Source organism: Herbaspirillum sp. SJZ106, assembly GCF_006715495.1.
GTDB lineage: Bacteria > Pseudomonadota > Gammaproteobacteria > Burkholderiales > Burkholderiaceae_D > Herbaspirillum.
Genome location: NZ_VFNI01000002.1, coordinates 303,595 through 328,611 on the forward strand (window position 1 = coordinate 303,595; position 25,017 = coordinate 328,611).

Here is a 25,017-nt window from a genome sequence, read left to right on the forward strand (position 1 = left end):
AGAACGGCACGCGTCCGCAAGGTCGCGGGCCGTTTTCATTTTGGCGCTGTCCGGTGCCGGCGCCCAGGCGCAACGCCGATAGCAATGGCGATGTCGATGTCGATGTCGATGCAGCGATCGTACGCGTTTCCGTGTAATTCATCCGATCAGAATCCGATGTGCGCCGGCGGCAGGGGATAATCGTCGCGGGAGTGTTGGGCAGGGGCCGGGGCCAGGGTTGGCGGCGCTGTCGGATATTTATCAGAGAAGGGTAATGTCATGCGCTTTTATCAACATCTGCTGGCGGCAGTCAGCTTTGGCGTGCTGGCCCTGTCGGCCAGCGTGAATGCCGGCGCTGCGCCGGCCAATCCGCAAGCGGGCGCCGATTATCGCGTGCTGGACCAGGCCCAGCCCACCGACTCGGGCGGCAAGGTGGAGGTTGTCGAGTTCTTCTTTTTCGACTGTGCGCATTGCGCCTCCTGGGATCCGTCGCTGATGGACTGGGTCAGGAAACAGGGCGACAAGATCAGCTTCAAGAAGGTGCCGGTGGCTTTCCGCGACAGGTTCACGCCGCAGCAGAAGCTGTACTACGCGCTGGAAGCGATGGGCAAGTCCGACGAGCTGGTGCCCAAGATTTTCCATGCGATCCACGTTCAGAAGCAGCGCATCAACACCGACAAGACCATCCTGGCCTATATCGAGCAGGCCGGCCTGGACAAGCAGAAATTCCTCGACCTGTACAACTCCTTCGGCGTGCAGACCAAGGCGCGCCGCGCGGTTCAGCTGCAGGAAGCCTACAAGGTCGACGGCGTGCCGATGATCGCCATCGACGGCCGTTATGTCACCTCCCTGGCGCTGGTCAGTGCGGCGCAGGCCAACCAGTCCGGACCGATGCTGCAAGCCGCAACATTGCAGGTGATGGATCACCTGGTCGCCAAGGCCGCGGCCGAGAAGGCGGCCGGCGCAGCAAAGAAGAAGTAAGCGCCTCGATCCGCCAGAGCGGCGCGCGTTTGCAAAGCCGCGAGCCGTTTTGATTCCAGGTTGTCCATCTTCACCCAGGCGCATGCATCAGAACAGACAGGAGCCGATATGGCGGATTCTCCCGGAACGACGAAACCTCAGCGCGTTTTCCTGACCGGCGCCTCCAGCGGCATCGGCATGGCGCTGGCGCGGGCCTATGCGCAGCAGGGCGCGACGCTGGGTCTGGTGGCGCGGCGCGCAGCCGAGCTGGACGCCTTGCGCGCCAGCCTGCCCGATCCGCAACGCCACCGCGTCTATGCGCTTGACGTCACCGACCATGCGGCGCTGCAGGCGGCGGCCGATGCCTTCATGGCCGAGTTCGGCGGCGCCGATGTGGTGATCGCCAATGCCGGCATCTCGCAAGGCACGTTGACCGAGTACCGCGAAGACCTGGCCGCCTTCGAGCGCATCCTGGCGGTCAACGTCACTGCCACGTTTGCCACTTTCACGCCTTTCGTCGCGCGCATGAAGGCGCTGCCCGAGGCCGAGCGCCGCCGCTGCCGGCTGGTCGGCATCGGCAGCGTGGCCGGCATCCGCGGCCTGCCGGGCGCCGGGGCCTATAGCGCCTCCAAGGCCGCGGTGATCAGCTACTGCGAGTCGCTGCGGGTGGAGTTGCGCAGCAGCGGCATCAGGGTGGTCACTATCGCCCCGGGCTATATCGATACGCCGATGACCCAGGTCAACCACTACCGCATGCCGTTCCTGATGCCGGTGGAGACATTCGCGGCGCGCGCATTGCAATCGATTGCCGACGGCGCCAGTTACCGCGTCATCCCGTGGCAGATGGGCGTGGTCTCCAAGTTGCTCAGGATGTTGCCCAACTGGTTGTACGATATGGCGTTCGCACGCGCCCCCCACAAGAAACGCAATCTGTAATAACGCAATCTGTATTTTTTGCCGCCGCGCAGTGCCGGCGGCATTTGGAGCCACCATGAAGATCATCTTTGCCGGCACGCCGGAATTTGCCGCCGTCGCGCTCGAAGCGCTGTACGCCGCCGGCCACGACATCGCCCTGGTGCTGACCCAGCCCGACCGTCCGGCCGGGCGAGGCATGCAATTGCAGGCCTCGCCGGTCAAGCAATGCGCGCAGAAGCACGGCACGCCGGTGGCGCAGCCGGTCTCGCTGCGGCTGGACGGCAAGTATCCCGAGGTCGCCCAAGAGGCGCATGCACTGCTGCGCACGACGCCGCACGATGTCATGGTGGTGGCGGCCTACGGCCTGATCCTGCCGAAGAGCGTGCTCGACATTCCGCGCCTGGGCTGCATCAATATCCACGGATCGCTGTTGCCGCGCTGGCGCGGCGCCGCGCCGATCCACCGCGCCATCGAAGCGGGCGACGCCGAGACCGGCATCACCATCATGCAGATGGAAGAAGGGCTCGATACCGGCCCCATGCTGCTGATCGAAAGCTTGCCGATCGCCGGCGACGATACGACTGGCAGCCTGCACGACAAGCTGGCCGTGTTGGGCGGCAAGATGATTGTCGACGCATTGGCCAGGCTGGAACAAGACCGGTTGCCGGCTACGCCGCAGCCGGAGCAGGGCGCCAATTACGCCCCCAAGATCGCCAAGGAAGAGGCCGCGCTCGACTTCTCGCGACCGGCTGCCGAGCTGGCGCGCAAGATCCGCGCCTTCAATCCCTTCCCCGGCGCCAGCGGGCGTTTCGGCGAAACCGTCATCAAGATCTGGCAGGCGCGGCCGGTCAGCATTGCGCTGCAGGGCGTGCCGGGCCAGGTGCTGTCGGCCGATGCCCAGGCCGGCATCGTGGTGGCTTGCGGCGATGGCGCGCTGCTGCTGACCGAACTGCAAAAGCCGGGCGGCAAGCGTTTGCCGGCATCGGAGTTCCTCAAGGGCTTCGCGCTGGAGGGCGGGCGCTTAGCCTGAGCGCCAGGGCCTCGGGTTGGGGCAATACCCGACGCAAGAGCGGGATGCAGGGCAGGAGTGTTTTTCCAAAAAGGGGGGAAATCATGGATCAATTGACAGCCATGCGTACGTTCCGCCACGTCGTCGACGCCGGCGGATTCTCGGCGGCGGCGGTGGCGCTGGACATGTCGCACAGCGTGGTGTCGCGCCAGGTGCGCCAGCTGGAGCAGGCACTGGGCGCGCAATTGCTCAACCGCACCACACGCCGCTTCGCGTTGACGGAAGTGGGGCAGTCCTACTATCAGCGCTGCGTGCAGATCCTGGACCAGATCGAGGATGCGGCGCAGATGGTGCACCATCACCAGAGCCACCCTTCCGGCCTGCTGCGCATCAATGCGCCGATGGTGTTCGGCATCATGGAAGCCGGCAAGTGGCTGCCGGACTTCATGCGCAGCTATCCCGAGCTCAAGGTCGACTTCGTGTGCAATGACCGTTTCGTCGACCTGATCGCCGAGGAATTCGACGTCGGCTTGCGCATCACGCGCACCCTGCCGGACTCGACGCTGGTCGCCAGGCGCCTGTGCGCGAGCGACATGGTGCTGGTCGCCTCGCCGGCCTATGTGAAGCGGCACGGCCTGCCGCGCACGCCCGCCGATCTGGCGGCCCACAACTACATGGCGTATTCGCTGGCGCTGCAGACTACCGAACTGACTTTTACCGGGCCGGACGGCGCGCTGTCCAATGTGGCCGTGGGCGGCAATCTGCAATCCAACAGCGGCATGGTGGTGTGCGATGCGGTGCGCGCCGGCATGGGCATTACCGCTTCGGCCACCTTCGTCGTTTGCGAAGACCTGCGGCGCGGCGACCTGGTGCAGCTTTTGCCCGATTACCGTCTGCATTCGCGCGACCTGTATGCGCTCTATCCGCAAAACCGCCACATGTCGCCCAAGGTGCGCGCCTTCGTCGACTTCGTCGGTAACTACTATGCGCAGAACCGCTGGGCATTCTGAATGCTGCTTGCCCGGCACAAATAAAAACCCGCTGCAAATGCATGCAGCGGGTTTTTGTTTGGGGGAATGCGCTTACTTCTTCTCGACCGGAATCAAGTCGAAGTGGTCCGCCTGATATTGGAACAGCACGCAGTCGTCGCCCTTTTCGCAACCGCTGTAATGCGGCATGCGCGCCGGCAGGTTATAGAAGGAACCGGCCGGGTACTGGATGCGCTTGCCGTCGATGACGGCGTAGAAGGTGCCCTTCAGGACCACCGTCGGCAGGTTTTGTGTGTGCATGTGGTAAGGATTGTCCTTGCCGGCCGGGAAGATCACGAAGGCGTCGTAAGGACCCTTGCCGGTGATGCTGCCGCGCACATCGGCGACCTTGATGCCGCCGGTGCCCGGCAGTTCGCGCCATTGCAGGTCGGAGGCGGGGAACGAGACCAGCGGTTGGGCCTTGACTTCCGCCTTTTTGGGGGCGTTTGCCAGGGCGGCGGAGGTGGCGGCGATACCGGCGATCAGCAGTGCGGCGGTGGCGATACGTTTCATGTCGGAGTACTCCTTTAAGGTCGGGTGAGTCAAGCGTGAAGAAAGACGGGCCGGATCGGCTCAGGCTACGTTCATTTCCAGGATGGCATTGGTGTCGAGCACGCTGCCGAAGGTGTCGGCGATGCTGACCAGGGATGCGCGGTGCAGTGCGTCGTGTGCGATGACGCCGCCGTGGGGCGCCTCGATGTCGCGCGTGGCGCAGGCATCGGCGGCCACGATCACGTCGAACCCGGCCGGCGCCGCGTCGCGGGCCGCGCCTGCCACGCAGGCATGGGTCATCAGGCCGGTGATCAGCAAGGTCTTGATGCCGGCGGCCTTGAGCTGCGCCTCGATGTCGGTGCCCTGGAAGACGCTGACATTGGCTTTCCTGACCAGGTGGTGATGCGCTGCCGGCTGGATCTCGGGATGGAGGGCGACGGTGGCGCCGCCTTCGGCGAAGATCGGCGTGCCGGCCGGCGTCACATGCTGCACGTGGAACACCGGCATGCGGTGGCGGTCGGCCATGGCGACCAGCCGCCTGGCGTTGGCCAGCGCCGCCTTGCCGTCGGGGATCGGCATCATGCCGGTGAAATATTCGTTCTGGAAATCGATGACCAGCAGGGCGGTGCTGGCGGCCTCAAGCGAAACCGGGGCAAGCGCGCCGGCGATGCTGCGGATGGTGGGGTGCGACATGTTCTGCTCCTGGTTGATTGACGACAGGACGAAGCATAGTCAGGCGCAGGCGTGCCCGATAGTAGTGGCACGCGACAAGATCTGTGCTGAAAACGCACAAATCCGGATGGAGGGCTTCAGGCAGGGGAGGGTTGTTTCAGTCGGGAAGCGGCAGCGGGCTGGCGGGCTTGATCTCTTCCATGCAGACCATCGAGCGCACGCCGGCCACCCCCGGCACCTGCATCAGGCGGTCGGTCAGGAAGGATGACAGGCTCTTGAGGTCGGCCGCCGCCACCTTGAGCAGGTAATCGAAGTCGCCCGAAATGGTGTAGCACTCCAGGATTTCCGGGAATTGCCGGATCGCTTTCTCCACGCTGCGCACCTGCTTGAACTGTTCGCGCGCCAGCGAGAGGCTGACGAAGGCGATCACTCCCAGCCCCAGCGCGGCCGGATCGAGCCGGGCGGCATAGCCGCGGATCACGCCGTCCTGTTCCAGCCGCTGCACCCGCCGGTAGCACTGCGGGGGCGACAGGTTCGCCTTGTCCGACAGTTCGACATTGCTGGCGCGACCGTTTTGCTGCAGGGTTTCCAGTATGATGCGGTCGAAACGATCGAATTTTTCCATGTTGATGGATTTTTAGAATGAATCGTTCATATTTTAATGTTTAAGAGAATAAAAAAGAACGGTAATTTCGCAATCCTGAAACTATCATGTATCCATGGAGTCAATTGGCGGCGCTGAACGGATCTTGCCGCAAAGGCTGCGCCAATGTGCATGGGAGGCAACATGAACGCCCGCATCGATAATCCGCACATCGCATTGGAGCAACGCTATTGCGCGCATAACTACGCGCCGCTGCCGGTCGTGCTCAGCCGCGGACACGGCGTATGGCTGTGGGACGACCAAGGCCATCGCTACATGGACATGATGTCGGCCTATTCGGCCGTCAGCTTCGGCCATGCCAACGCCGCGCTGGTAGAGGCGCTGACGCAGCAGGCGCAGCGTCTGGCGGTGACCTCCCGCGCCTTCTACAGCGACCGGCTGGGGCTGTTCCTGCAGCGCCTGTGCGAGATGACCGCAATGGAACGCGCGCTGCCCATGAACAGCGGCGCCGAGGCGGTCGAGACGGCCATCAAGGCGGCCCGCAAATGGGCCTACAGGCGCAAGGGCGTGGCCGATGGCCGGGCGCGCATCGTGGTGTGCCGCGGCAACTTCGCCGGCCGCACCACCACCATCGTCGGTTTCTCGTCGGAGGCGCAGTACCGTGACGGCTTCGGCCCCTTCGACGGCGGTTTCGACAGCGTGCCGTTCGGCGACGCCGCCGCGCTGGAAGCGGCCATCACGCCCGATACCGCGGCCTTCCTGGTCGAGCCCATCCAGGGCGAAGGCGGCATCATCGTGCCGCCCGAAGGTTACTTGCGGCAATGCCGCGAGATTTGCACGCGCCATCGCGTCCTGATGATCTGCGATGAGGTGCAGACCGGGCTGGGACGCACCGGCAAGCTGCTGGCCTGCGACCACGAAGGCATCCGGCCGGATGGCCTGGTGCTGGGCAAGGCGCTCGGCGGCGGCTTGTTGGCGGTATCGGCGTTCCTCGCATCGAGCGAGGTGATGGATGTGTTTGTTCCGGGCGACCATGGCAGCACCTTCGGCGGCAATGCGCTAGCGGCGGCAGTCGGTTTCAAGGCGCTGGAGCTCCTGCAGGATGGCGCCCTGGCGGCCAATGCCGGGCGGCTCGGGGAGCGTTTGCGCGCAGGCTTGCGCGCCATCGGCCACCCGGCCATTCGCGAAGTGCGCGGCAAGGGTTTGCTGATCGGCATGGACCTCGATCCCAAAGCGATCGGCGCGCGGGCGTTTTGCGAACGCCTGATGGCGCACGGCATCCTGTCCAAGGAAACCCACGAGACCGTGGTGCGCTTCGCGCCGCCGCTGGTCATCGACGATGAGCAGATCGATACCGCCTTGCGCATCATCGGCGAGGTTTTCCATGAAATCCCGGCCCCACCCCAAGGAGAATCAATATGAAGCAGCAACGCCACGAGCTCTTCCTGATGTGCCCGCCAGGACACTTCGAAGTGTCCTATGTGATCAACCCCTGGATGGAAGGCAATGTCGCCCATGGCGACCGGGCGCTGGCCGCGCGGCAGTGGCAGGCGCTGCGCGACGGCCTGGGGCAGGTGGCCGAGGTGCGCGAGATGCCGTCCGCCGCCGGCCTGCCGGACATGGTGTTTACCGCCAACGGCGGCCTGGTGCTGGAGGACAAGGTGGTGTTGTCGCGTTTTCGCCATGCCGAGCGCCAGGGGGAGGAAGCGCATTTCGCCGGTTGGTTCGGGGAGCAGGGCTTGCGCGTGCTGCGCATGCCCGACGCGGTTGCCTTCGAAGGGGCCGGCGACGCTTTGCTGGATCGGCAGTCCGAACTGCTGTGGATGGGTTACGGCCATCGCACCGACGTGCTGGCGGCGCCGCTGATCGCCGGCTGGCTGGACCTCGAAGTGCAGTCGCTGCAACTGGCCGACCCGCGCTTCTATCACCTGGATACCTGCTTCTGCCCGCTCGAGGGCGGCTATGTGATGTACTACCCGGCCGCGTTCGATGCCGCTTCGCAAAAGGCGATCGCCTGCCGGGTGCCGCAGCAACGGCGCATCGTCGTCGGTGAGCAGGACGCGCTGGATTTCGCCTGCAACACCGTCAATGCCGGCCGCCACGTATTCCTGAACCGGGCCTCGCCGCCATTGCGCGCACAGCTGGAGGACAAGGGGTTTGAGGTGCATGAAACGCCGTTGTCCGAATTCATGAAGGCCGGCGGCGCCGCCAAGTGCCTGACCCTCAAGCTGACCGAGCCGCGCCGGCGCGCGGCCAATGCCGGCCGCCTGGAGGAGGGGACGGCCAGATTGTCGGCCTGAGCGGCTTTTATCGGCCGACCACCAGCGGCAGATGGCGCCAGAACAGCTCGGCGCCCAGGTGCACCTTGTCTTGCCAGTCGCTGGCCGAATCGTCGTCGGCGCCGTCGGTGATGAACTTGAAGGCGCGCCAGGGCACGCCGAAGTGGCGGCATACGCGGGCGATGGCGAACAGTTCCATGTCCACCAGGTCGATCTTTTCCCGCAGCAGCCAGTCGTCGGCGGCGGTGACGAAGCTGTCGCCGGTGCCGCACACGACTCCCGGATAGCCCGATTCCAGCCGCGCCGGCTGCTCGGTTTCACTGGCCAATGGCGTCACCCCGCGCGGCGCCAGCGGCATGGCCAGCATGTCGCGCTGGACCACGGCAGCCACTTCCAGCAGGCCGTCATGCAACGGATCGATCTTGCCGGCGGTGCCGAAGTTGATCACCAGTTCGGGTTTGCCGGCCAGTAAGCGCCGGGTCGTGTGCAGGGCGGCATTGACCTTGCCCACGCCGCAATAGACCACTTCCACGCCCGGCGGCGCATCGGCGGCATTGAGTTCGCTTTCCAAGGCGGTGAGGATGACGATGCGGGCGTGCGGGTTCTGGGAGGCGGGCATGGAGTGTTGTTGGGCTGTTGTCGTTCTGGAATGTTGCGGTCTTGCCGGGCGCAAGCGCCCGCCGCCGGGGAAGGATAGCCCCTTTGGCGTATAATTTAACAATATTTTTCGCCCTGAAAACCGGCCCCGCGACGGCCGTTTTTTTTGCCCCGGACCCCGGGGTACGGCGCATTTCCGCTCTAAGACGAGAACCAGCCAGATGAAGCCGAACGAACTCTGCCAGACCGAATTGCTGTTGCGCGACCTGATGTCCAAGCGCATCCTGATCCTCGATGGCGCCATGGGCACCATGATCCAGCAATACAAGCTGACCGAGGAAGACTACCGCGGCCAGCGTTTCGCCGATTTCAGCGTTCCCGGCAAGGAACTCTTCGTCAAGGGCAACAACGAACTGCTGTCGCTGACCCAGCCGCACATCATCCAGGAAATCCACGAGCAATACCTGGCCGCCGGCGCCGACCTGATCGAGACCAATACCTTCGGCGCCACCGGCGTGGCCCAGGACGATTACCACATGGCCCATCTCGTCTACGAGATGAACCTGAAGTCGGCCCAGCTTGCGCGCGCCGCCTGCGACAAGTATTCGACGCCCGACAAGCCGCGTTTCGTGGCCGGCGCGCTCGGCCCCACGCCCAAGACCGCCTCGATCTCGCCGGACGTCAACGACCCGGCCGCGCGCAACGTCAGCTTCGACCAGCTGGTGGCCTCGTACCTGGAGCAGACCCGCGCGCTGGTCGAGGGCGGCGCCGACGTGCTGCTGGTCGAAACCATTTTCGACACGCTCAACTGCAAGGCCGCGCTGTTCGCCATCGACACCTTCTTCGAAGAATCCGGCAAGCGTCTGCCGATCATGATCTCCGGCACCGTGACGGACGCTTCCGGCCGTATCCTCTCGGGCCAGACCGTGACCGCGTTCTGGAACTCGATCCGCCACGCGCGCCCGCTGACGGTGGGCCTGAACTGCGCGCTGGGCGCGGCGCTGATGCGCCCGTATGCGGAAGAATTGTCGCGCATCGCCGACACCTACGTCTGCATCTATCCCAACGCCGGCCTGCCCAACCCGATGAGCGACACCGGCTTCGACGAGACGCCGGACGTCACCTCGGCGCTGTTGAAGGAGTTCGCCGAAAGCGGTTTCGTCAACGTCGCCGGCGGCTGCTGCGGCACCACGCCGCCGCACATCAAGGCGATCGCCGAGACGGTGGCCTCGATCGCCCCGCGCAAGATCCCCGATACCACGCACGAAATGCGCCTGTCGGGACTGGAGCCGTTCACCATCAACGACCAGTCGCTGTTCGTCAACGTCGGCGAGCGCACCAACGTCACCGGTTCCAAGGCCTTCGCCCGCCTGATCCTGAATGAACAGTACGACGAGGCGCTGGCCGTGGCGCGCCAGCAGGTCGAGAACGGCGCGCAGATCATCGACATCAACATGGACGAGGCGATGCTCGATTCGGTCGCCGCCATGACGCGCTTCCTGAACCTGATCGCCTCCGAGCCGGATATCGCGCGCGTGCCCATCATGATCGACTCCTCCAAGTGGGAAGTGATCGAGGCCGGCCTGAAGTGCGTGCAGGGCAAGTCCATCGTCAACTCCATCTCGATGAAGGAAGGCGAGGCCAAGTTCCTGCACGAGGCCAAGCTGTGCCGCCGCTACGGCGCGGCCGTGATCGTGATGGCCTTCGACGAGGTCGGCCAGGCCGACACCTACGCGCGCAAGATCGAGATCTGCGAGCGCGCCTATCGCCTGCTGGTGGACAAGGTCGGCTTTCCGCCGGAAGACATCATCTTCGACCCCAACATCTTCGCGGTGGCCACCGGCATCGAAGAGCACAACAACTACGCGGTGGACTTCATCGAAGCCACCCGATGGATCCACGACAACCTGCCCTACGCCAAGATCAGCGGCGGCGTGTCCAACGTGTCCTTCAGCTTCCGCGGCAACGACCCGGCGCGCGAGGCGATCCACACCGTGTTCCTGTACCACGCTATCAAGGCCGGCATGACCATGGGCATCGTCAATGCCGGCATGATCGGCGTCTACGACGACCTGCCGGCCGCATTGCGCGAGGCGGTCGAGGATGTGGTGCTCAACCGCCGTCCGGATGCCACCGAACGCATGATCGAGATCGCCGCCACCCTCAAGGCCGGCGACAAGAAGGAAGAGGCTACCCTGGAGTGGCGCAACGGCAGCGTCGAGCAGCGCCTGTCGCACGCGCTGGTGCACGGCATCACGCAATGGATCGTGGAAGACACCGAGGAAGCGCGCCAGAACCTGCTCAAGTCCGGCGGACGTCCCATCCACGTGATCGAAGGCCCGTTGATGGACGGCATGAACGTGGTCGGCGACCTGTTCGGCCAGGGCAAGATGTTCCTGCCGCAGGTGGTGAAATCGGCGCGCGTGATGAAGCAGGCGGTGGCCCACCTGATTCCCTTCATCGAGGAAGAGAAGCGCCTGCAGGAGATCGAGACCGGCGTGGTGGCCAAGCCCAAGGGCAAGATCGTGATCGCCACCGTCAAGGGCGACGTGCACGACATCGGCAAGAACATCGTCACCGTGGTCCTCCAGTGCAACAACTTCGAGGTGGTGAACATGGGCGTGATGGTGCCGTGCTCGCAGATCCTGGCCAAGGCCAAGGAAGAGAACGCCGACATCATTGGCCTGTCCGGCCTGATCACGCCGTCGCTGGAAGAGATGGCCTATGTCGCCAAGGAAATGCAGCGCGACCCGTATTTCAGCGGCGTGAAGATGCCGTTGCTGATCGGCGGCGCCACCACTTCGCGCGCGCATACCGCGGTCAAGATCGCGCCCAATTACGAAGGCCCGGTGGTCTACGTGCCGGACGCCTCGCGTGCGGTATCGGTGGCGCAGTCGCTGCTCACGCCCGAGCAGAAGGACCAGTACATCGCCGATATCAATGCCGACTACGAGCGCATCCGCGAGCAGCACGCCAACAAGAAGGCGGTGCCGATGCTGGAGCTGGCGGCCGCGCGCGCCAACAAGACCAGGCTGGATTTCGCGCCGGTCAAGCCCAAGTTCATCGGTCGCCGGGTGTTCAAGAACGTCGACCTCGGGATGCTGGCCAACTACATCGACTGGGGCCCGTTCTTCCAGACCTGGGACCTGGCCGGTCCTTACCCGGCCATCCTCAAGGACGAAGTGGTGGGCGAAGCGGCTTCCAAGGTGTTCGAGGAAGCCCAGGCCATGCTCAGGAAGATCGTCGACGGTCGCTGGCTGACCGCCAACGGCGTGGTGGCGCTGCTGCCGGCCAATACCGTCAACGACGACGACATCGAGATCTACACCGACGACTCGCGCAGCCAGGTCGCCTTCACCTACTACGGCACGCGCCAGCAGACCGAGAAGCCGGTGGTGGACGGCGTGGCGCGCCCCAACCAGTGCCTGTCGGACTTCATCGCGCCCAAGGACTCGGGTATTGCTGATTACATCGGCATGTTCGCGGTGACGGCCGGTTTGGGCATCGAGAAGTACGAGAAACGTTTCGAGGACGCGCATGACGACTATTCCTCGATCATGCTCAAGGCCCTGGCCGACCGCCTGGCCGAAGCCTTTGCCGAATACCTGCACGAGCGCGTGCGCAAGGATTTGTGGGGCTATGCGCCGGACGAGTCGCTGAGCAACGCCGAGCTGATCAAAGAGCAATACCTCGGCATCCGCCCGGCGCCGGGTTATCCGGCCTGCCCGGAGCATACGGTCAAGGCCGATGCCTTCCGCGTCATGCAATGCGAGGAAATCGGCATGCAGCTCACCGAGTCGTACGCCATGTTCCCGGGCGCGGCGGTGTCGGGCTTCTACTTCGCGCATCCGCAGTCCAAGTACTTCGTGGTCGGCAAGATCGGCGAAGACCAGGTGGAAGACATGGCCCAACGGCGCGGCGTGCCCAAGGAAGAGATCGAACGCTGGCTGGCGCCCAATCTCTAACGTTCTATCTTGAATTCGTATACCGTCCTGCTATCATCCTGCGCCATGATCGATTCCGCCGACAACGCCACCCATCCGCTGCCCGTGACCGGAGCCACGCGCCTGCACTTTTCCGGGGCCTCGCGCAGCACCTTCATAGTAGACCTCGGCCAGGACTTGCTGGGCGACTGGATCCTGACCCAGACCTGGGGCGGTACCCAGATGCAGCGCGGCGGCGGCAAGCGCATCGTGGTCGACGGCCATGAAGCGGGCTTGCTGATGCTGCGGAAGATCGCGCAGAAGAAAGAGCGCAGCGGTTATCGTCAGGTGCATCCTTACCACGTGCGTTCGTATTGGCTGTAGCGTTTGGCCGTCAGGTTCTGGCCAAGGCCGCCCGCAGGGTGTAATGCCGTTCAGTTAAGCGCTGAACGGCATTTTTGTTTGTGGAGGTTTATGCAGTCCAGACTCCGTTCGCCCTGAGTCGCTGCGCAGCAGCGTATCGAAGGGCAGGCAAGAGCTCCAACGGTGATGCGCTGGCTTCGATACGGCCCTGGCGGGCCTACTCAGCCCGAACGGGTTCTGTGATGAGGATTCAGAATGAGCCTTAACCGAACGGCATTAGTCCGCTGGGCGGCCTTTGTTTTTGCGCCTTATCAGGCTCGCCTGCAGCCAAAATGCGACCGTGTTAGTCTGTGCAGCGCACGCCGCCACCCGGGCGGCATGATGCCGAAGCGATAAAAACCACAAGCGCGTGGTTATAAGAACACGGAGACAAACAGTGGATTCCAGCCCATCCAGCCAGGCCGCAAGCCGGCACCAGATCGACTCGCCCTACGCCGCCATACGGCTGTTCATCACGCTGATCCTGATGATCGTCGGCGCCAGCGGCATGTATGTGGTGGCGGTGGTGCTGCCGGAAGTGCAGGCCGATTTCGGCGTGGCGCGCGGCATGGCTTCATTGCCCTACACACTGACGATGCTGGGGGTGGGCGTTGGCGGCGTGCTGATGGGGCGCCTGGCCGACAAGGCCGGCATCACCGTGCCGCTGATGCTGGGCGGCGCCTGTCTTGGCGGCGGGTTTGTCGCGGCGGCGCTGGCTCCCAACATCTGGGTCTTCATGGCGGCGCACTGTATCCTGATCGGCCTGCTCGGCACGTCGGCGACCTTTTCGCCGCTGGTGGCCGATACCTCCTTATGGTTCCTCAAGCGGCGCGGCATCGCGGTGGCGGTATGCGCCAGCGGCAATTACCTGGGCGGCGCGATCTGGCCGCCGATCGTCCAGCACTTCGTCGGCGCGGTCGGCTGGCGGCAAACCTATATCGGACTGGGCATCATCTGCGCCGTCGTCATGTGCTCACTGGCCTTGCTGATGCGCGCGCGTCCGCCAGCGCTGGCGGCGGGCGCCCATGCCGCGCGCGCCGGCGCCGGCAACCGCCCCTTCGGCCTTGCCACCGGCCAGGCGCAACTGCTGCTGTGCGTGGCCGGCGTGGCCTGTTGCGTGGCGATGGCCATGCCGCAGGTGCATATCGTGGCGTATTGCGGTGACCTCGGCTACGGCCCCGCACGCGGCGCCCAGATGCTGTCGCTGATGCTGGCCTGCGGCGTGGTCAGCCGGCTGGTATCGGGCGCCATTTGCGACCGTATCGGCGGCCTGCGCACGCTGCTGCTGGGGTCGGTCTTGCAGTGCCTGTCGCTGCTGCTGTTCCTGCCGTTCGACGGGCTGGCTTCGCTGTATGTGATCTCGGCGCTGTTCGGCCTGTTCCAGGGCGGCATCGTGCCGTCCTACGCCATCATCGTGCGCGAGTATTTCCCGGCGGCCGAGGCTGGCCAGCGCGTGGGGACGGTCATCATGTGCACCATGTTCGGCATGGCGCTGGGCGGCTGGATGTCGGGCAAGATCTTCGACCTCACCGGCTCCTACCACGCGGCGTTTGCCAATGGCATAGGCTGGAACCTGGTCAACCTGTCGATCGCATGCCTGTTGCTCATGCGGGTGCGCGGCGTTCGCCTGAAGACGGCCTGAGCGCCGTCCAGGCCGCATGGCCGGTTGCCGCGGTTGGCAGCCGGGCGGCTTTCCGCTACGCTTGTGGGCGGCGGGGAATCCGCGCCATCCCTATAACGATTTGCCACCCTTCCTGCGCCCAGCATGCTGATCCTGTTCCTCAAAGCGGCCATCCTGATCCCGATCACGCTGCTGCCGATCCTCAACCCGCTTGGCATCGCCCCGGTGTTCGCCAACCTGCTGGGCAATGTCAGCCGCAAGACGGAAAAGAAGATTGCGCGCCAGGTGGCGATCAATTGCTGGTTCATGCTGGTGGGGGCGATCTTCATCGGTTCGCACGTGTTGACGTTCTTCGGCATTTCGCTGCCCATCGTGCGTGTCGGCGGCGGCTTGCTGGTGGCGGCATCGGGCTGGAAACTGCTCTCCAATAACAGCCAGGACTCGGCCATCCCCAACCAGGTGGCCAAGAGCTACGACGAAGACCTGCCGGACGAGGAAATCAAGGCCCGCAGTTTCTACCCGATGAGTTTTCCATTGACCGTCGGGCCAGGCACCATCGCGGCATCGATCACGCTGGGCGCGAACACGCCCACGCGCTTGCTGGATTGGGTGATTTCGGTAGGGAGCGCGGCCTTCGGCGCGGCGCTGACCGCGCTGGCGGTTTTCCTGTGCTACAACTATGCGCAAAAGCTGGTGCAGCTGATGGGGCGCCTAGGGACGATGGTGGTATTGCGCCTGTCGGCGTTCATCTTGCTGTGCATCGGCATCCAGATCTTCTGGTCCGGCATGGCGGCCTTGCTGGCGGAAGCGGGCATCAGCGGCGCGGCGCCCTGAGCGCCTTTCCCAGGCCGATGGCCGCTTATCTCAGCCAGCCCAGTTCATCCAGCGCATCCTGCACCAGCTCCAGCCGCACCAGCGGATTGTCCAGCGCCAGCAGTGTTTGCTTGACCTCGACCGGCACCGGCATCATCTCGGCCCAGCGGTTGGCGACCCAGCCGCAATCGTTCAGTTTGAACGGCATGGCGATCGGCACCTCGCTCTCCGGCAATCCCTGGCGCATCACCGATTGCAGCAGATGCTCCAGCGCCTGCGAGGTATTGGTCAGTTCTTCGGGAATCGCCACCGCATGGTCGGCTTCCATCATCTCCACTTCGGCCGTCCATAGCCCGTGCTTTTGCTGCTCCGCCTGCAGGATGCGAAAGCGTGCGGCGCCGCTGCAGGCGATGCGCATCAGGCCCACCGAGGGAGTGGACCATTCGTTGATGCTGGCGACCGTGCCGACGCCGACGAAGCGTTCGGTCTGGCCCGGCCGGCGCACTTCCGAACCTTCGGTCAATGCCACCACGCCGAAGCCGCTGCCTTCGGCGATGCATTTTCCGATCATGTCGAGGTAGCGTACTTCGAAGATCTGCAAGGGCAGGCGGCCATCGGGAAACAGCGTGCTGGCCAGCGGAAACAGCGGGATGGTTTGCGCCGAAATCGGCCGGCGGGGTGTGGCGGGAGCGGCGGGCATGATCGGTGACGGGCGTTGTAAGCGGGCCTTCACGTCCGCAGCGAATACCGGTTTTCCGCCACGCATTCATAGCGCTGGACGATGTAGCCGTTGTCGTCCACGCTCTCCAGGTAGACGTCGAATTGCCATAGCCGCGCCATGTGGCGCAACACCTCGTTGGTGCTGTCGCCCAGCGAGCGGCCGTCGCTGCGGAAATGGCGCAGCGTCAGGCTGCGGTTGCCGCGCGTGTTGACCGACCATACCTGGATGTTGGGTTCGCGGTGGTTGATGTCGTACTGGCGCGAGAGCGCCTGGCGCACATACTGGTAACCGCGCTCGTTGTGGATGGCCGACACTTCCATTTCGCTGCGGGACTCGTCGTCGAGCACCGCGAACATGCGCATGTCGCGCATCAGCTTGGGCGACAGGTATTGCGCCACGAAGCTCTCATCCTTGAAATTGCGCATCACGTGATGCAGGGTTTCCAGCCAGTCGCTTCCGGCGATGTCGGGAAACCATTCGCGGTCTTCATTGCTTGGATCTTCGCAGATGCGGCGGATGTCGCTCATCATCGAAAAGCCCAGCGCATACGGATTGATGCCGTTGTAATAGGGCTTGGTGATGGGCGGCTGAAACACCACGTTGCTGTGCGAATGCAGGAACTCCATCATGAAGCCGTCGGTCAGCCGTCCCTGGTCGTACAGCGTATTCAACAGCGTGTAGTGCCAGAAGGTGGCCCAGCCTTCGTTCATTACCTGGGTCTGGCGCTGCGGATAGAAATACTGGCCGATCTTGCGCACGATGCGCACCACTTCCCGTTCCCATGGTTCGAGCAGCGGCGCGTTCTTTTCGGCGAAATACAGCAGGTTCTCCTGCGGCTCCGGCGGGAAGCGTTCTTCGACCAGCGCGGCAGCCGCTTCCTTCTTCGCCGGCAATGTGCGCCACAATTCATTGACCTGCGACTGCAGGTAAGCCTCGCGCTCGCGCTGGCGCGCCCGTTCCTGGGACAGCGACAGCCGTTGCGGACGCTTGTAGCGATCCACGCCGTAGTTCATCAGGGCATGGCAGGAGTCCAGCAATTCCTCGACCCGCTCGAAGCCATGCCTTTCCTCGCATTCGGCGATGTAGTTGCGGGCGTATACCAGGTAGTCGATGATGGCGCTGGCGTCGGTCCACAGCTGGAACAGGTAGTTGCCCTTGAAAAAGGAGTTGTGGCCATAGGCCGCATGCGCGATGACCAGCGCCTGCATGGTCATCGTGTTTTCTTCCATCAGGTAGGCGATGCAGGGATCGGAGTTGATCACGATCTCGTAGGCCAGGCCCATCTGGCCGCGCTTGTAGTCGCGCTCGGTCAGCATGAAATGCTTGCCGTAGGACCAGTGCCGGTAGTTCACCGGCATGCCGTGCGAGGCGTAGGCATCCATCATCTGCTCGGCCGAGATGATCTCCAGCTGGATCGGATAGATATCCAGCTTGTATCCCGCCGCCACGCGGGCGATCTCGTCGTTGTAGCGTTCGATCAGGTCGAAGCTCCAGTCCGACGGGCAGGGCAGCGGATCGTACTTGAAGCGGCTGTTCATGCGTGCACCTGTTTTTCAAAGAGTTCGCGGAACACCGGATAGATCTCGGCCGCTGATTGCACCTTCTTCATGGCGAAGTGCGGGTGCGAATCGATCAGTTGCAGGTACTCGGTCCACAGGTTCTGCTCCGGCTCGGCCACCTGGATATAGGCGAAGTAGCGCATCAGCGGCAGGATCGCGTTTTCCAGGAGCTCGCGGCACTTGGGGGAGTCGTCGTTCCAGTTGTCGCCGTCGGAGGCCTGGGCGCCGTAGATGTTCCATTCGCTGGGGGGATAGCGTTTGGCGATGATCTCGTGCATCAGCTCCAGCGCGCTGGAGACCACGGTGCCGCCGCTTTCCTGCGAATGGAAGAAGGTCTCCTCGTCGACTTCGTCGGCGCGCGTGTGGTGGCGGATGAACACCACCTCGATGTGTTCGTAATTGCGCGTCAGGAACAGGTACAGCAGGATGAAGAAGCGCTTGGACAGATCCTTGCGCTGTTCGTCCATCGAGCCCGACACGTCCATCACGCAGAACATCACGGCGCGGCTGGACGGCTGCGGCTGGCGTACCCGGTTGACGTAGCGCAGGTCGAACGGATCGATGAAGGGGATGCGCCAGATGCGCGAGCGCACATGGTGGATTTCTTCTTCCAGCAACTTGATTTCGGGCAGGTGTTCGTTCGGGTCGCGGTTGAGTTCGGCCAGCTGCGCTTCAAGTTCCTCCAGCTTGTTCTGCAGCGGCGCCCCCAGCGCGATGCGCCGCCCCAGCGAACTGCGCAGCGAGCGCACGATGTCGATGTTGGTGGGGGAGCCGTCCACCGAATAGCCGGCGCGCATGTTCTTCCAGTTGGGCAGCGTCATCAGGTTGGTTTCCACCAGCCGCGGCAGCTCCAGGTCTTCGAAGAAGTACTGCATGAATTCTTCGCGCGTAAGCTCGAAGGCGAAGTCATCCTCGCTTTCCCCTTCGTTGCTGGCCGCGCTGCCGCCTTCGCCGCCGCCGCCGTTCTGGCGCGGGATGCGGTCGCCCTGCAGGTAATCCTGGTTGCCCGGATGCACGGCTTCGCGCCGGCCGCCCTTGCCGTGATGGAAAAAGGGTTCCGAGACATCCTTGCGCGGGATGCTGATGCTCTTGGATTGTTCCAGATCGGTGATGCTGCGGTCGCGGATCGCATCCGCCACCGAGCGTTGAATATGCCCGCGGAAGCGCCGCAGGAAGCGCTCCCGGTTGGCAATCCCCTTGTTTTTGCCAGCTAGCCTACGGTCGATAATCTGATGCAGCACTGTCCGTTCTCCTGCTGGTCTGGGGAACTGTCCACGCTCTCCACGGGGAGAGCGTGGACAGTTCCCAAGCGGGCGGGCTGTCGCGGCAGTCTTGGCAGACAGCCCGAGCGTTTTGGCGAATGCACCGGCCGTTGATCAACCGGTGCGTTCGTCGGTACAACTTACGACGACTTGCGCACGCGCAAATACCATTCGCACAGCAGGCGCACCTGCTTGGGCGTGTAACCCTTGCTGACCATGCGGTTGACGAAGTCTTCGTGCTTTTGCATTTCTTCCGTGGAGCCCTTGGCATTGAAGGAGATGACCGGCAGCAGGTCCTCGGTGTTGGAGAACATCTTTTTCTCGATCACCACGCGCAGCTTTTCGTAGCTGGTCCACAACGGGTTCTTGCCGCCGTTGTTGACCCGCGCGCGCAGCACGAAGTTGACGATCTCGTTGCGGAAGTCCTTCGGATTGCTGATGCCGGCCGGCTTCTCGATCTTTTCCAGTTCGGCGTTGAGCGCGGCGCGGTCGAAGCTTTCGCCGGTGTCGTGGTCGCGGTATTCCTGGTCCTGGATCCAGAAGTCGGCGTAGGTCACATAGCGGTCGAACACGTTCTGGCCGTACTCCGAATACGATTCCAGGTAGGCGGTCTGGATTTCCTTGCCGATGAATTCGGCGTAGCGCGAGGCCAGCGTGTCCTTCACGAAGGACAGGTATTTCTGCTCCAGCTCCTGCGGGAACTGCTCGCGCTCGATCTGCTGCTCCAGCACATACATCAGGTGCACCGGGTTGGCCGCGACCTCGGTGGTGTCGAAGTTGAACACGCGCGAGAGGATCTTGAACGCGAAGCGTGTCGAGATGCCGTTCATGCCTTCGTCGACGCCGGCGTAGTCGCGGTATTCCTGGTACGACTTGGCCTTGGGGTCGGTGTCCTTCAGGTTCTCGCCGTCATACACCTGCATCTTGGAGAACAGGCTGGAGTTTTCCGGTTCCTTCAGGCGCGTCAGGATGGAGAACTGGGCCATCATCTTCAGCGTGCCGGGCGCGCAGGTGGCCTTGGCCAGCGAAGAGGTGCGGATCAGTTTCTCGTAGATCTTGATCTCTTCGGACACGCGCAGGCAATACGGCACTTTGACGATGAAGATGCGGTCCAGCAGCGCCTCGTTGTTCTTGTTGTTGCGGAAGGCCTTCCATTCCGATTCGTTGGAGTGGGCCAGGATCACGCCGTCGAAGGGGATCGCGCCGAAGCCTTCGGTGCCCTTGAAGTTGCCTTCCTGGGTCGCGGTCAGGAGCGGGTGCAGCACCTTGATCGGCGCCTTGAACATTTCGACGAATTCCAGCAGGCCCTGGTTGGACAGGCACAGGCCGCCCGAGTAGCTGTAGGCGTCGGCGTCGTCCTGCGAATACTGTTCCAGCTTGCGGATGTCGACCTTGCCTACCAGCGTGGAGATGTCCTGGTTGTTTTCGTCGCCCGGCTCGGTCTTGGAAATGGCGATCTGGCGCAGGATGGACGGGTAGCGCTTGACCACCCGGAACTGGCGGATGTCGCCGTTGTACTCATGCAGGCGCTTGACCGCCCACGGGCTCAGGATCGGCTTCAGATAGCGGCGCGGGATGCCGTACTGCTCTTCCAGGATAGGGCCGTCCTCGTCGTAGTCGAACAGGCCGAGCGGCGATTCGTTGACCGGCGAGCCCTTGATGGAATAGAAGGGCACCTGTTCCATGAGCTGCTTGAGGCGTTCGGCGATGGACGACTTGCCGCCGCCGACCGGGCCCAGCAGGTAAAGGATCTGCTTTTTTTCCTCCAGGCCTTGTGCGGCATGGCGGAAATAGGCGACCACCTGTTCAATGACCTCTTCGGCGCCGTAGAACTCCCTGAAGGCGGGATAGACCTTGATCACCTTGTTGGCAAAGATGCGCGAGAGCTGTGGGTCTTCCCGGGTGTCGACCTTTTCGGGGTCGCCGATGGCCATCAGCATCCGTTCGGCAGCAGATGCATACACCGCCGGATCGTTCTTGCAAAGATTCAGATACTCTTCAAGCGAACATTCTTCTTCTCTGGTCTTGTCGAACCGGCTTGCAAAGCTGCTGTAGATATCCATACCACCTCCGTCGCTTCAAAAGATACGAAACAGATTCATATGTCTGGACTTGCCATCTGCGGTTATCGAAGAGCGCGTCGGCGGGCTTGGAAAGGCGCCATTGCCGAAGTGCTCTTTGAAAGCCGTAGCATCGACAGCGCGATGCGAAAGACCTCGGTTTTTATTCTATTCCTTTTTCTCTTTCTGCTACTGATCGAATCGCATGTGCTTTGTTTCAGCATAGGCCGGATTTATTTTCGCGTAGCGGAAAACACCTGGCGTTTTGCATCCCTTCTTGCAGAAATGGGCCGCCGTCATGCCGACGCGCTCGCGCGATGGATCCCCGTCTTCCCATGCTCTTTCAATGTGCGGCAAGGCACGGCGGTTGACGCTGCGATGCGCTATTTTTGCGCGTCACGCCGCCCAGGAAAGACCTGCTCGCCAATATGGGAAAACGGCGCGGCAACGACGCTGCCGGCCTGCCGCGGCAGCGCCTCCGGTCGTGCGCGCCGGGCTGGTTTTTCGCGCCGCGCATGCACGCGCATCCCTCGCTTTCGTTATAGCTGGAATCGTGCCAGATGGGGAAAACTTCTTGCGTGCGCAGCGGTATGGCATGCCGCGCCCTGCGTTCAAGTGCGCGGCCCGGCAATATCATCGCTGCGACATGGCAGTTGTTCTTTTGGGCGAGCGACAGCGCGGCTTTTTTGTAACGACGGCGGGATGCATTCGCCAAGTGTTGCTGTTGAGCCTCATTTGCCATGCCCGCAGCGTCGGCGGCTGCAGGGCTTGGCGGAATCGTTTTTTTTCGCATGTCGATATGCAACGTATGCATGCGGCTGCGCGGTAAGAAGGCCATTCCGCGATCCGGGGATGGAGGGGGGGCAAGACCGTGCGCTCGAAATCTTTTAGAACATATATTGAGCGATCGGCGTGCGTGCGGGAGCGCATCTGGCGCGATGGCATTTCCCGGATGCATCATTTGTGTGCGTCGAAGGCGGCGGGCATGAAAATGATGTCATGCAGGAAATGTTTCCATGTTTGCATATGGGCGGTGTGGCATATCGGAGGAGCAGGATGCGCCCAAAAGCAGATAAGTCATTGACAGGTAAATGGAAAATGCAGTCTAATTCAGGGTTCACCATCTGAAGAATTGCGCACGGTGCCGTCGCAGTGCTCTTTCAGCTTTCAACTGGTCTGAATACCAACGTATAAAGACAAGAAGACACGCGGACGAAGAGGGGCCGACAAATGGTGTCAGCGATGCGGGGCTGCCGGGGCAACGGACAGCAGGGCATCGGTGATACGGAACAGGCACATTGAAAGCGGTTCCAGAATTCCGATTTATTTTTGCTGTTTGCTGAATAAGCATCCCAACTAAGCGAGTCCAACATGAAACGTACTTACCAACCTTCCGTCGTGCGTCGCAAGCGTACCCACGGTTTCCGCGCTCGTATGGCAACCCGTGGCGGCCGCGCCGTCATCAACGCTCGCCGCGCCAAGGGCCGCAAGCGTCTGGCTGCTGTTTAATAAGCCAACAAGCTGCGACAGTGCGCTGCTGCATCGCGTGACGGACGTACTTCCTACGCTCTCTACGCTTTTCCCACGCGATCGGCGAATCGTTAAAACGGATGAGTTTTCATCCGTTTTTCGTTTGCGCCCCGTCCATCGTACGGAGCATTTCGTGTTGTACGCGCGCCGCAACAACTTGCCGCATGCTCGTCTGGGTGTGGTGGCGGCCAAGCGTTTTGCGCCGCGCGCGGTGACGCGCAATACGATCAAGCGCGCCACGCGGGAACTGTTTCGCCAGGCTTCCTTGCCGGCCGTCGACTGCATCGTGCGTTTGTCCCGGCCCGTGAACGCCAGGCGCGATGCGGCCACCAATTCGGCGCTCAAGGCCGCCTTGCGGGCCGAGCTGACGCAGTTGTTCGACTTTTTGCCGAACGCGCCAGCGTTTGCCAGGAAATAGGAAGCCGGAAGTGATGAAAACGCCTTTGCTCCTGCTGTTACGCGCCTACAAGCTGGGAGTGAGCCCTTTTCTCGGGCAGAATTGCCGTTTTTATCCCAGCTGTTCCGACTATGCCGCCGAGGCGGTGCGCCTGCACGGCGCGCTCAAGGGCAGCTGGCTGGCGGGCAGGCGCTTGTGTAAATGCCATCCCTGGCATCCCGGCGGGCTTGATCCTGTTCCCAGTTCGCCCGGCGCCGCCGATGGCACGGGCGACGCCAAGGCGGCAACCGAGGCTCCCCTGATTTCCCCACGTTCTTCGCCGCAGAGCAGCGCGGCGCGAGTTTCCCCTGCTGTGGCCGCTGACGGTTGCAGTCACTCCTGAACTAACCAATACGCATATGGATATCAAACGTACCGTCCTGTGGGTTGTATTCTCCTTCTCTTTGCTGCTGCTCTGGGATGGCTGGATGCGCCATAACGGACATCAGTCGATGTTCTTCCCATCGGCGAACCAGACTCAGGAGCAGGCCGCCAATCCTGCCGCCCCGGTCGCCAGCCCGTCCGGCTCGCCGGTGCCGCAGGCCGGCACATCGGCGCCCGCCGCGGTGCCCGCCGACGCGTCCGCCGCGCCGGTCGGCAAGGGCGAAACCATCACCATCACCATCACCACCGACGTGGTCAAGGCCGACATCGATACCCTGGGCGGCGAGCTCAAGCGCCTGGAGCTGCTCAAGCAGCGCGACGTGGTCGATCCGAGCAAGAACCTGGTGCTGTTCGACTCGGGCGCAACCCATACCTACCTGGCGGAAACCGGCCTGATCGGCGGCGCCTTCCCCAACCACAAGTCGCTGTTTGTCGCCAAGCCGGGTGCGCGCACCCTGGACAACGGCAACGAAGTGCAACTGGTGCTGGAGTCCGAACAAGGCGGCGTCAAGCTGACCAAGACCTACACCTTCAAGCGCGACAGCTACCTGATCGACCTCAAGCACACCGTCACCAACGACAGCGGCGCGGCGATCACTCCTTCGCTGTACCTGCAACTGCTGCGCGACGGCAACAAGCCGGGCGGCGAGTCGCATTTCTACAGCACCTTCACCGGTCCGGCGGTCTACACCGACGCCAGCAAGTTCCAGAAGATGACCTTCGAGAAGATCGAGGAAGGCAAGGCCGAGCACGCCACCAAGGCCGACAACGGCTGGATCGCGCTGGTGCAGCACTACTTCGTCTCGGCCTTCATCCCGCCGCAGCAGGCGCAGCGCGACATCTTCACCAAGAAGGTCGCCACCAACCTGTACGCGGTCGGCACCATCCTGCCGCTGGGCACCGTGGCCCCGGGCGCTTCGGTCACCATGGATGCGCACCTGTACTCCGGCCCGCAAGAGTCCAAGGTGCTGGAAGCCACCGCTCCCGGCCTGGAACTGGTCAAGGACTATGGCTGGCTGACCCTGATCGCCAAGCCCATCTTCTGGCTGATGACGCACATCCACGCGCTGGTCGGCAACTGGGGCTGGACCATCATCCTGCTGACGGTGCTGATCAAGCTGATCTTCTTCCCGCTGTCGGCCGCTTCGTACCGCAGCATGGCCAAGATGAAGGCGGTCTCGCCGCGCATGCAGGCCATCCGCGAACGCCACAAGGGCGATCCGCAGGCCATGAACCGCGAAATGATGGCGATGTACAAGACCGAAAAGATCAATCCGCTGGGCGGCTGCCTGCCCATCGTGATCCAGATCCCGGTGTTCATCTCGCTGTACTGGGTGCTGCTGGCATCGGTCGAAATGCGCGGCGCGCCGTGGCTGGGCTGGATCCATGATCTGACCGCCCCGGACACGCTGTTCGGCACCATCCCCTACTTCAACATGCCGGTCGGCCTCTTGCCGATCATCATGGCGGCTTCGATGTTCCTGCAGACCAAGCTGAATCCGACGCCGCCGGACCCGGTCCAGGCCAAGGTCATGATGTTCATGCCGCTGGTGTTCTCGTTCATGTTCTTCTTCTTCCCGTCCGGCCTGGTGCTGTACTGGGTGACGAACAACATCCTGTCGATCGCGCAGCAATGGGTGATCACCAAGAACATCGAAAAAGGCAAGACCAAGTAAGCGGATTGCCGCGCCAGTCCCGGTGCGCCGGGACTGATCCTGAAAAACCCGTGGAAATACACGGGTTTTTTTTCGCTCGCAGATTCTTCACAGGC

At 63.0% G+C, this 25,017-nt stretch carries 23 protein-coding genes; 14 read left to right on the forward strand and 9 right to left on the reverse strand.

Going from position 1 to position 25,017, the window contains the following annotated elements; translation table 11 throughout:
- Positions 1-258 precede the first annotated feature (258 nt).
- The 4 genes from FB598_RS06605 (at position 259) to FB598_RS06620 (ending at position 3,873) form a co-directional block, all read left to right on the forward strand.
- Positions 259-960 (forward strand): thiol:disulfide interchange protein DsbA/DsbL, encoded by a 702-nt coding sequence (locus FB598_RS06605; protein ID WP_141913925.1) that lies wholly within the window; start codon positions 259-261, stop codon positions 958-960.
- 108 nt (positions 961-1,068) lie between these two features.
- The gene (locus tag FB598_RS06610) at positions 1,069-1,875 is read left to right on the forward strand and encodes an SDR family oxidoreductase (RefSeq protein WP_141913924.1); all 807 of its coding nucleotides are present in this window, start codon (positions 1,069-1,071) and stop codon (positions 1,873-1,875) included.
- A gap of 55 nt (positions 1,876-1,930) precedes the next feature.
- The gene (gene fmt, locus FB598_RS06615; RefSeq protein WP_141913923.1) at positions 1,931-2,884 is read left to right on the forward strand and encodes a methionyl-tRNA formyltransferase; all 954 of its coding nucleotides are present in this window, start codon (positions 1,931-1,933) and stop codon (positions 2,882-2,884) included.
- Positions 2,885-2,967: 83 nt separating this feature from the next.
- Entirely contained in the window at positions 2,968-3,873 is a 906-nt protein-coding gene (locus FB598_RS06620) for a LysR family transcriptional regulator (protein ID WP_141913922.1), read from the forward strand.
- Positions 3,874-3,945: 72 nt separating this feature from the next.
- On the opposite strand, the gene FB598_RS06625 is transcribed toward FB598_RS06620, so the two are convergent.
- The 3 genes from FB598_RS06625 to FB598_RS06635 form a co-directional block, all read right to left on the reverse strand.
- Entirely contained in the window at positions 3,946-4,404 is a 459-nt protein-coding gene (locus tag FB598_RS06625; RefSeq protein ID WP_141913921.1) for a cupin domain-containing protein, read from the reverse strand.
- Positions 4,405-4,464: 60 nt separating this feature from the next.
- Positions 4,465-5,076 (reverse strand): isochorismatase family protein, encoded by a 612-nt coding sequence (locus FB598_RS06630; RefSeq protein ID WP_141913920.1) that lies wholly within the window; start codon positions 5,074-5,076, stop codon positions 4,465-4,467.
- Between the two features lie 136 nt (positions 5,077-5,212).
- Complete coding sequence (locus FB598_RS06635) at positions 5,213-5,680, reverse strand: Lrp/AsnC family transcriptional regulator (RefSeq protein ID WP_141913919.1); 468 nt, start codon at positions 5,678-5,680, stop codon at positions 5,213-5,215.
- A gap of 162 nt (positions 5,681-5,842) precedes the next feature.
- On the opposite strand from FB598_RS06635, the gene rocD reads away from it, so the two are divergent.
- Both rocD and FB598_RS06645 read left to right on the forward strand, forming a co-directional pair.
- Positions 5,843-7,081 (forward strand): ornithine--oxo-acid transaminase, encoded by a 1,239-nt coding sequence (rocD, locus tag FB598_RS06640; RefSeq protein ID WP_255463852.1) that lies wholly within the window; start codon positions 5,843-5,845, stop codon positions 7,079-7,081.
- Positions 7,078-7,959 carry a dimethylarginine dimethylaminohydrolase family protein gene (locus FB598_RS06645; protein WP_141913917.1) on the forward strand — a complete coding sequence of 294 codons (882 nt, stop codon included), beginning with the start codon at positions 7,078-7,080 and terminating at the stop codon, positions 7,957-7,959. Before rocD ends, FB598_RS06645 begins: the two co-directional genes overlap by 4 nt.
- Positions 7,960-7,966: 7 nt before the next feature.
- Here the strand turns inward: FB598_RS06645 and FB598_RS06650 are convergent, their stop codons facing one another.
- Positions 7,967-8,557, reverse strand: coding sequence for a 5'-methylthioadenosine nucleosidase (locus tag FB598_RS06650; protein ID WP_141913916.1), 591 nt, complete (start codon positions 8,555-8,557; stop codon positions 7,967-7,969).
- 199 nt (positions 8,558-8,756) lie between these two features.
- Here FB598_RS06650 and metH point away from each other — a divergent pair, with 199 nt between their 5' ends.
- The 4 genes from metH to FB598_RS06670 all read left to right on the forward strand — a co-directional run bounded on the left by metH (position 8,757) and on the right by FB598_RS06670 (position 15,315).
- Positions 8,757-12,500 carry a methionine synthase gene (metH, locus tag FB598_RS06655; RefSeq protein WP_141913915.1) on the forward strand — a complete coding sequence of 1,248 codons (3,744 nt, stop codon included), beginning with the start codon at positions 8,757-8,759 and terminating at the stop codon, positions 12,498-12,500.
- A 45-nt stretch (positions 12,501-12,545) separates the two neighbouring features.
- The gene (locus tag FB598_RS06660; RefSeq protein WP_141913914.1) at positions 12,546-12,842 is read left to right on the forward strand and encodes a hypothetical protein; all 297 of its coding nucleotides are present in this window, start codon (positions 12,546-12,548) and stop codon (positions 12,840-12,842) included.
- Between the two features lie 505 nt (positions 12,843-13,347).
- On the forward strand, positions 13,348-14,502 hold the full coding sequence (locus FB598_RS06665) for an MFS transporter (protein ID WP_221292253.1): 1,155 nt from the start codon (positions 13,348-13,350) through the stop codon (positions 14,500-14,502).
- A gap of 123 nt (positions 14,503-14,625) precedes the next feature.
- Complete coding sequence (locus FB598_RS06670; protein WP_141913912.1) at positions 14,626-15,315, forward strand: MarC family protein; 690 nt, start codon at positions 14,626-14,628, stop codon at positions 15,313-15,315.
- 25 nt (positions 15,316-15,340) lie between these two features.
- On the opposite strand, the gene FB598_RS06675 is transcribed toward FB598_RS06670, so the two are convergent.
- From FB598_RS06675 to FB598_RS06695, 5 genes are all read right to left on the reverse strand, one after another.
- Entirely contained in the window at positions 15,341-15,994 is a 654-nt protein-coding gene (locus tag FB598_RS06675; protein WP_141913911.1) for an LON peptidase substrate-binding domain-containing protein, read from the reverse strand.
- Between the two features lie 29 nt (positions 15,995-16,023).
- Positions 16,024-17,553, reverse strand: coding sequence for a SpoVR family protein (locus tag FB598_RS06680; RefSeq protein WP_141913910.1), 1,530 nt, complete (start codon positions 17,551-17,553; stop codon positions 16,024-16,026).
- Positions 17,550-18,815, reverse strand: a complete 1,266-nt coding sequence (locus tag FB598_RS06685) for a YeaH/YhbH family protein (RefSeq protein WP_141913909.1) — start codon at positions 18,813-18,815, stop codon at positions 17,550-17,552. Before FB598_RS06685 ends, FB598_RS06680 begins: the two co-directional genes overlap by 4 nt.
- 161 nt (positions 18,816-18,976) lie before the next feature.
- The gene (locus FB598_RS06690) at positions 18,977-20,899 is read right to left on the reverse strand and encodes a PrkA family serine protein kinase (protein WP_141913908.1); all 1,923 of its coding nucleotides are present in this window, start codon (positions 20,897-20,899) and stop codon (positions 18,977-18,979) included.
- Positions 20,900-21,239: 340 nt separating this feature from the next.
- Positions 21,240-21,710 carry a hypothetical protein gene (locus tag FB598_RS06695; protein WP_141913907.1) on the reverse strand — a complete coding sequence of 157 codons (471 nt, stop codon included), beginning with the start codon at positions 21,708-21,710 and terminating at the stop codon, positions 21,240-21,242.
- A 557-nt stretch (positions 21,711-22,267) separates the two neighbouring features.
- Between FB598_RS06695 and rpmH the strand changes: the two genes are divergently transcribed.
- The 4 genes from rpmH to yidC are packed head-to-tail and all read left to right on the forward strand — an operon-like array spanning position 22,268 to position 24,922.
- Positions 22,268-22,405 carry a 50S ribosomal protein L34 gene (gene rpmH / locus FB598_RS06700; protein WP_006461360.1) on the forward strand — a complete coding sequence of 46 codons (138 nt, stop codon included), beginning with the start codon at positions 22,268-22,270 and terminating at the stop codon, positions 22,403-22,405.
- Positions 22,406-22,442: 37 nt separating this feature from the next.
- Positions 22,443-22,844, forward strand: a complete 402-nt coding sequence (gene rnpA, locus FB598_RS06705; RefSeq protein ID WP_141913906.1) for a ribonuclease P protein component — start codon at positions 22,443-22,445, stop codon at positions 22,842-22,844.
- Positions 22,845-22,857: 13 nt separating this feature from the next.
- Positions 22,858-23,205, forward strand: coding sequence for a membrane protein insertion efficiency factor YidD (gene yidD, locus FB598_RS06710; RefSeq protein WP_141913905.1), 348 nt, complete (start codon positions 22,858-22,860; stop codon positions 23,203-23,205).
- A gap of 16 nt (positions 23,206-23,221) precedes the next feature.
- Complete coding sequence (gene yidC / locus FB598_RS06715) at positions 23,222-24,922, forward strand: membrane protein insertase YidC (protein ID WP_141913904.1); 1,701 nt, start codon at positions 23,222-23,224, stop codon at positions 24,920-24,922.
- Positions 24,923-25,017: the final 95 nt, after the last annotated feature.

Excerpts from the sequence above, each read along its gene's own strand:
- FB598_RS06605 (WP_141913925.1), top strand. The coding sequence starts at position 259 with ATGCGCTTTTATCAACATCTGCTGGCGGCAGTCAGCTTTGGCGTGCTG.
- FB598_RS06610 (WP_141913924.1), top strand. The coding sequence starts at position 1,069 with ATGGCGGATTCTCCCGGAACGACGAAACCTCAGCGCGTTTTCCTGACC.
- fmt (WP_141913923.1), top strand. The coding sequence starts at position 1,931 with ATGAAGATCATCTTTGCCGGCACGCCGGAATTTGCCGCCGTCGCGCTC.
- FB598_RS06620 (WP_141913922.1), top strand. The coding sequence starts at position 2,968 with ATGGATCAATTGACAGCCATGCGTACGTTCCGCCACGTCGTCGACGCC.
- FB598_RS06625 (WP_141913921.1), bottom strand. The coding sequence starts at position 4,404 with ATGAAACGTATCGCCACCGCCGCACTGCTGATCGCCGGTATCGCCGCC.
- FB598_RS06630 (WP_141913920.1), bottom strand. The coding sequence starts at position 5,076 with ATGTCGCACCCCACCATCCGCAGCATCGCCGGCGCGCTTGCCCCGGTT.
- FB598_RS06635 (WP_141913919.1), bottom strand. The coding sequence starts at position 5,680 with ATGGAAAAATTCGATCGTTTCGACCGCATCATACTGGAAACCCTGCAG.
- rocD (WP_255463852.1), top strand. The coding sequence starts at position 5,843 with ATGAACGCCCGCATCGATAATCCGCACATCGCATTGGAGCAACGCTAT.
- FB598_RS06645 (WP_141913917.1), top strand. The coding sequence starts at position 7,078 with ATGAAGCAGCAACGCCACGAGCTCTTCCTGATGTGCCCGCCAGGACAC.
- FB598_RS06650 (WP_141913916.1), bottom strand. The coding sequence starts at position 8,557 with ATGCCCGCCTCCCAGAACCCGCACGCCCGCATCGTCATCCTCACCGCC.
- metH (WP_141913915.1), top strand. The coding sequence starts at position 8,757 with ATGAAGCCGAACGAACTCTGCCAGACCGAATTGCTGTTGCGCGACCTG.
- FB598_RS06660 (WP_141913914.1), top strand. The coding sequence starts at position 12,546 with ATGATCGATTCCGCCGACAACGCCACCCATCCGCTGCCCGTGACCGGA.
- FB598_RS06665 (WP_221292253.1), top strand. The coding sequence starts at position 13,348 with ATGATCGTCGGCGCCAGCGGCATGTATGTGGTGGCGGTGGTGCTGCCG.
- FB598_RS06670 (WP_141913912.1), top strand. The coding sequence starts at position 14,626 with ATGCTGATCCTGTTCCTCAAAGCGGCCATCCTGATCCCGATCACGCTG.
- FB598_RS06675 (WP_141913911.1), bottom strand. The coding sequence starts at position 15,994 with ATGCCCGCCGCTCCCGCCACACCCCGCCGGCCGATTTCGGCGCAAACC.
- FB598_RS06680 (WP_141913910.1), bottom strand. The coding sequence starts at position 17,553 with ATGAACAGCCGCTTCAAGTACGATCCGCTGCCCTGCCCGTCGGACTGG.
- FB598_RS06690 (WP_141913908.1), bottom strand. The coding sequence starts at position 20,899 with ATGGATATCTACAGCAGCTTTGCAAGCCGGTTCGACAAGACCAGAGAA.
- FB598_RS06695 (WP_141913907.1), bottom strand. The coding sequence starts at position 21,710 with ATGCATACGTTGCATATCGACATGCGAAAAAAAACGATTCCGCCAAGC.
- rpmH (WP_006461360.1), top strand. The coding sequence starts at position 22,268 with ATGAAACGTACTTACCAACCTTCCGTCGTGCGTCGCAAGCGTACCCAC.
- yidD (WP_141913905.1), top strand. The coding sequence starts at position 22,858 with ATGAAAACGCCTTTGCTCCTGCTGTTACGCGCCTACAAGCTGGGAGTG.
- yidC (WP_141913904.1), top strand. The coding sequence starts at position 23,222 with ATGGATATCAAACGTACCGTCCTGTGGGTTGTATTCTCCTTCTCTTTG.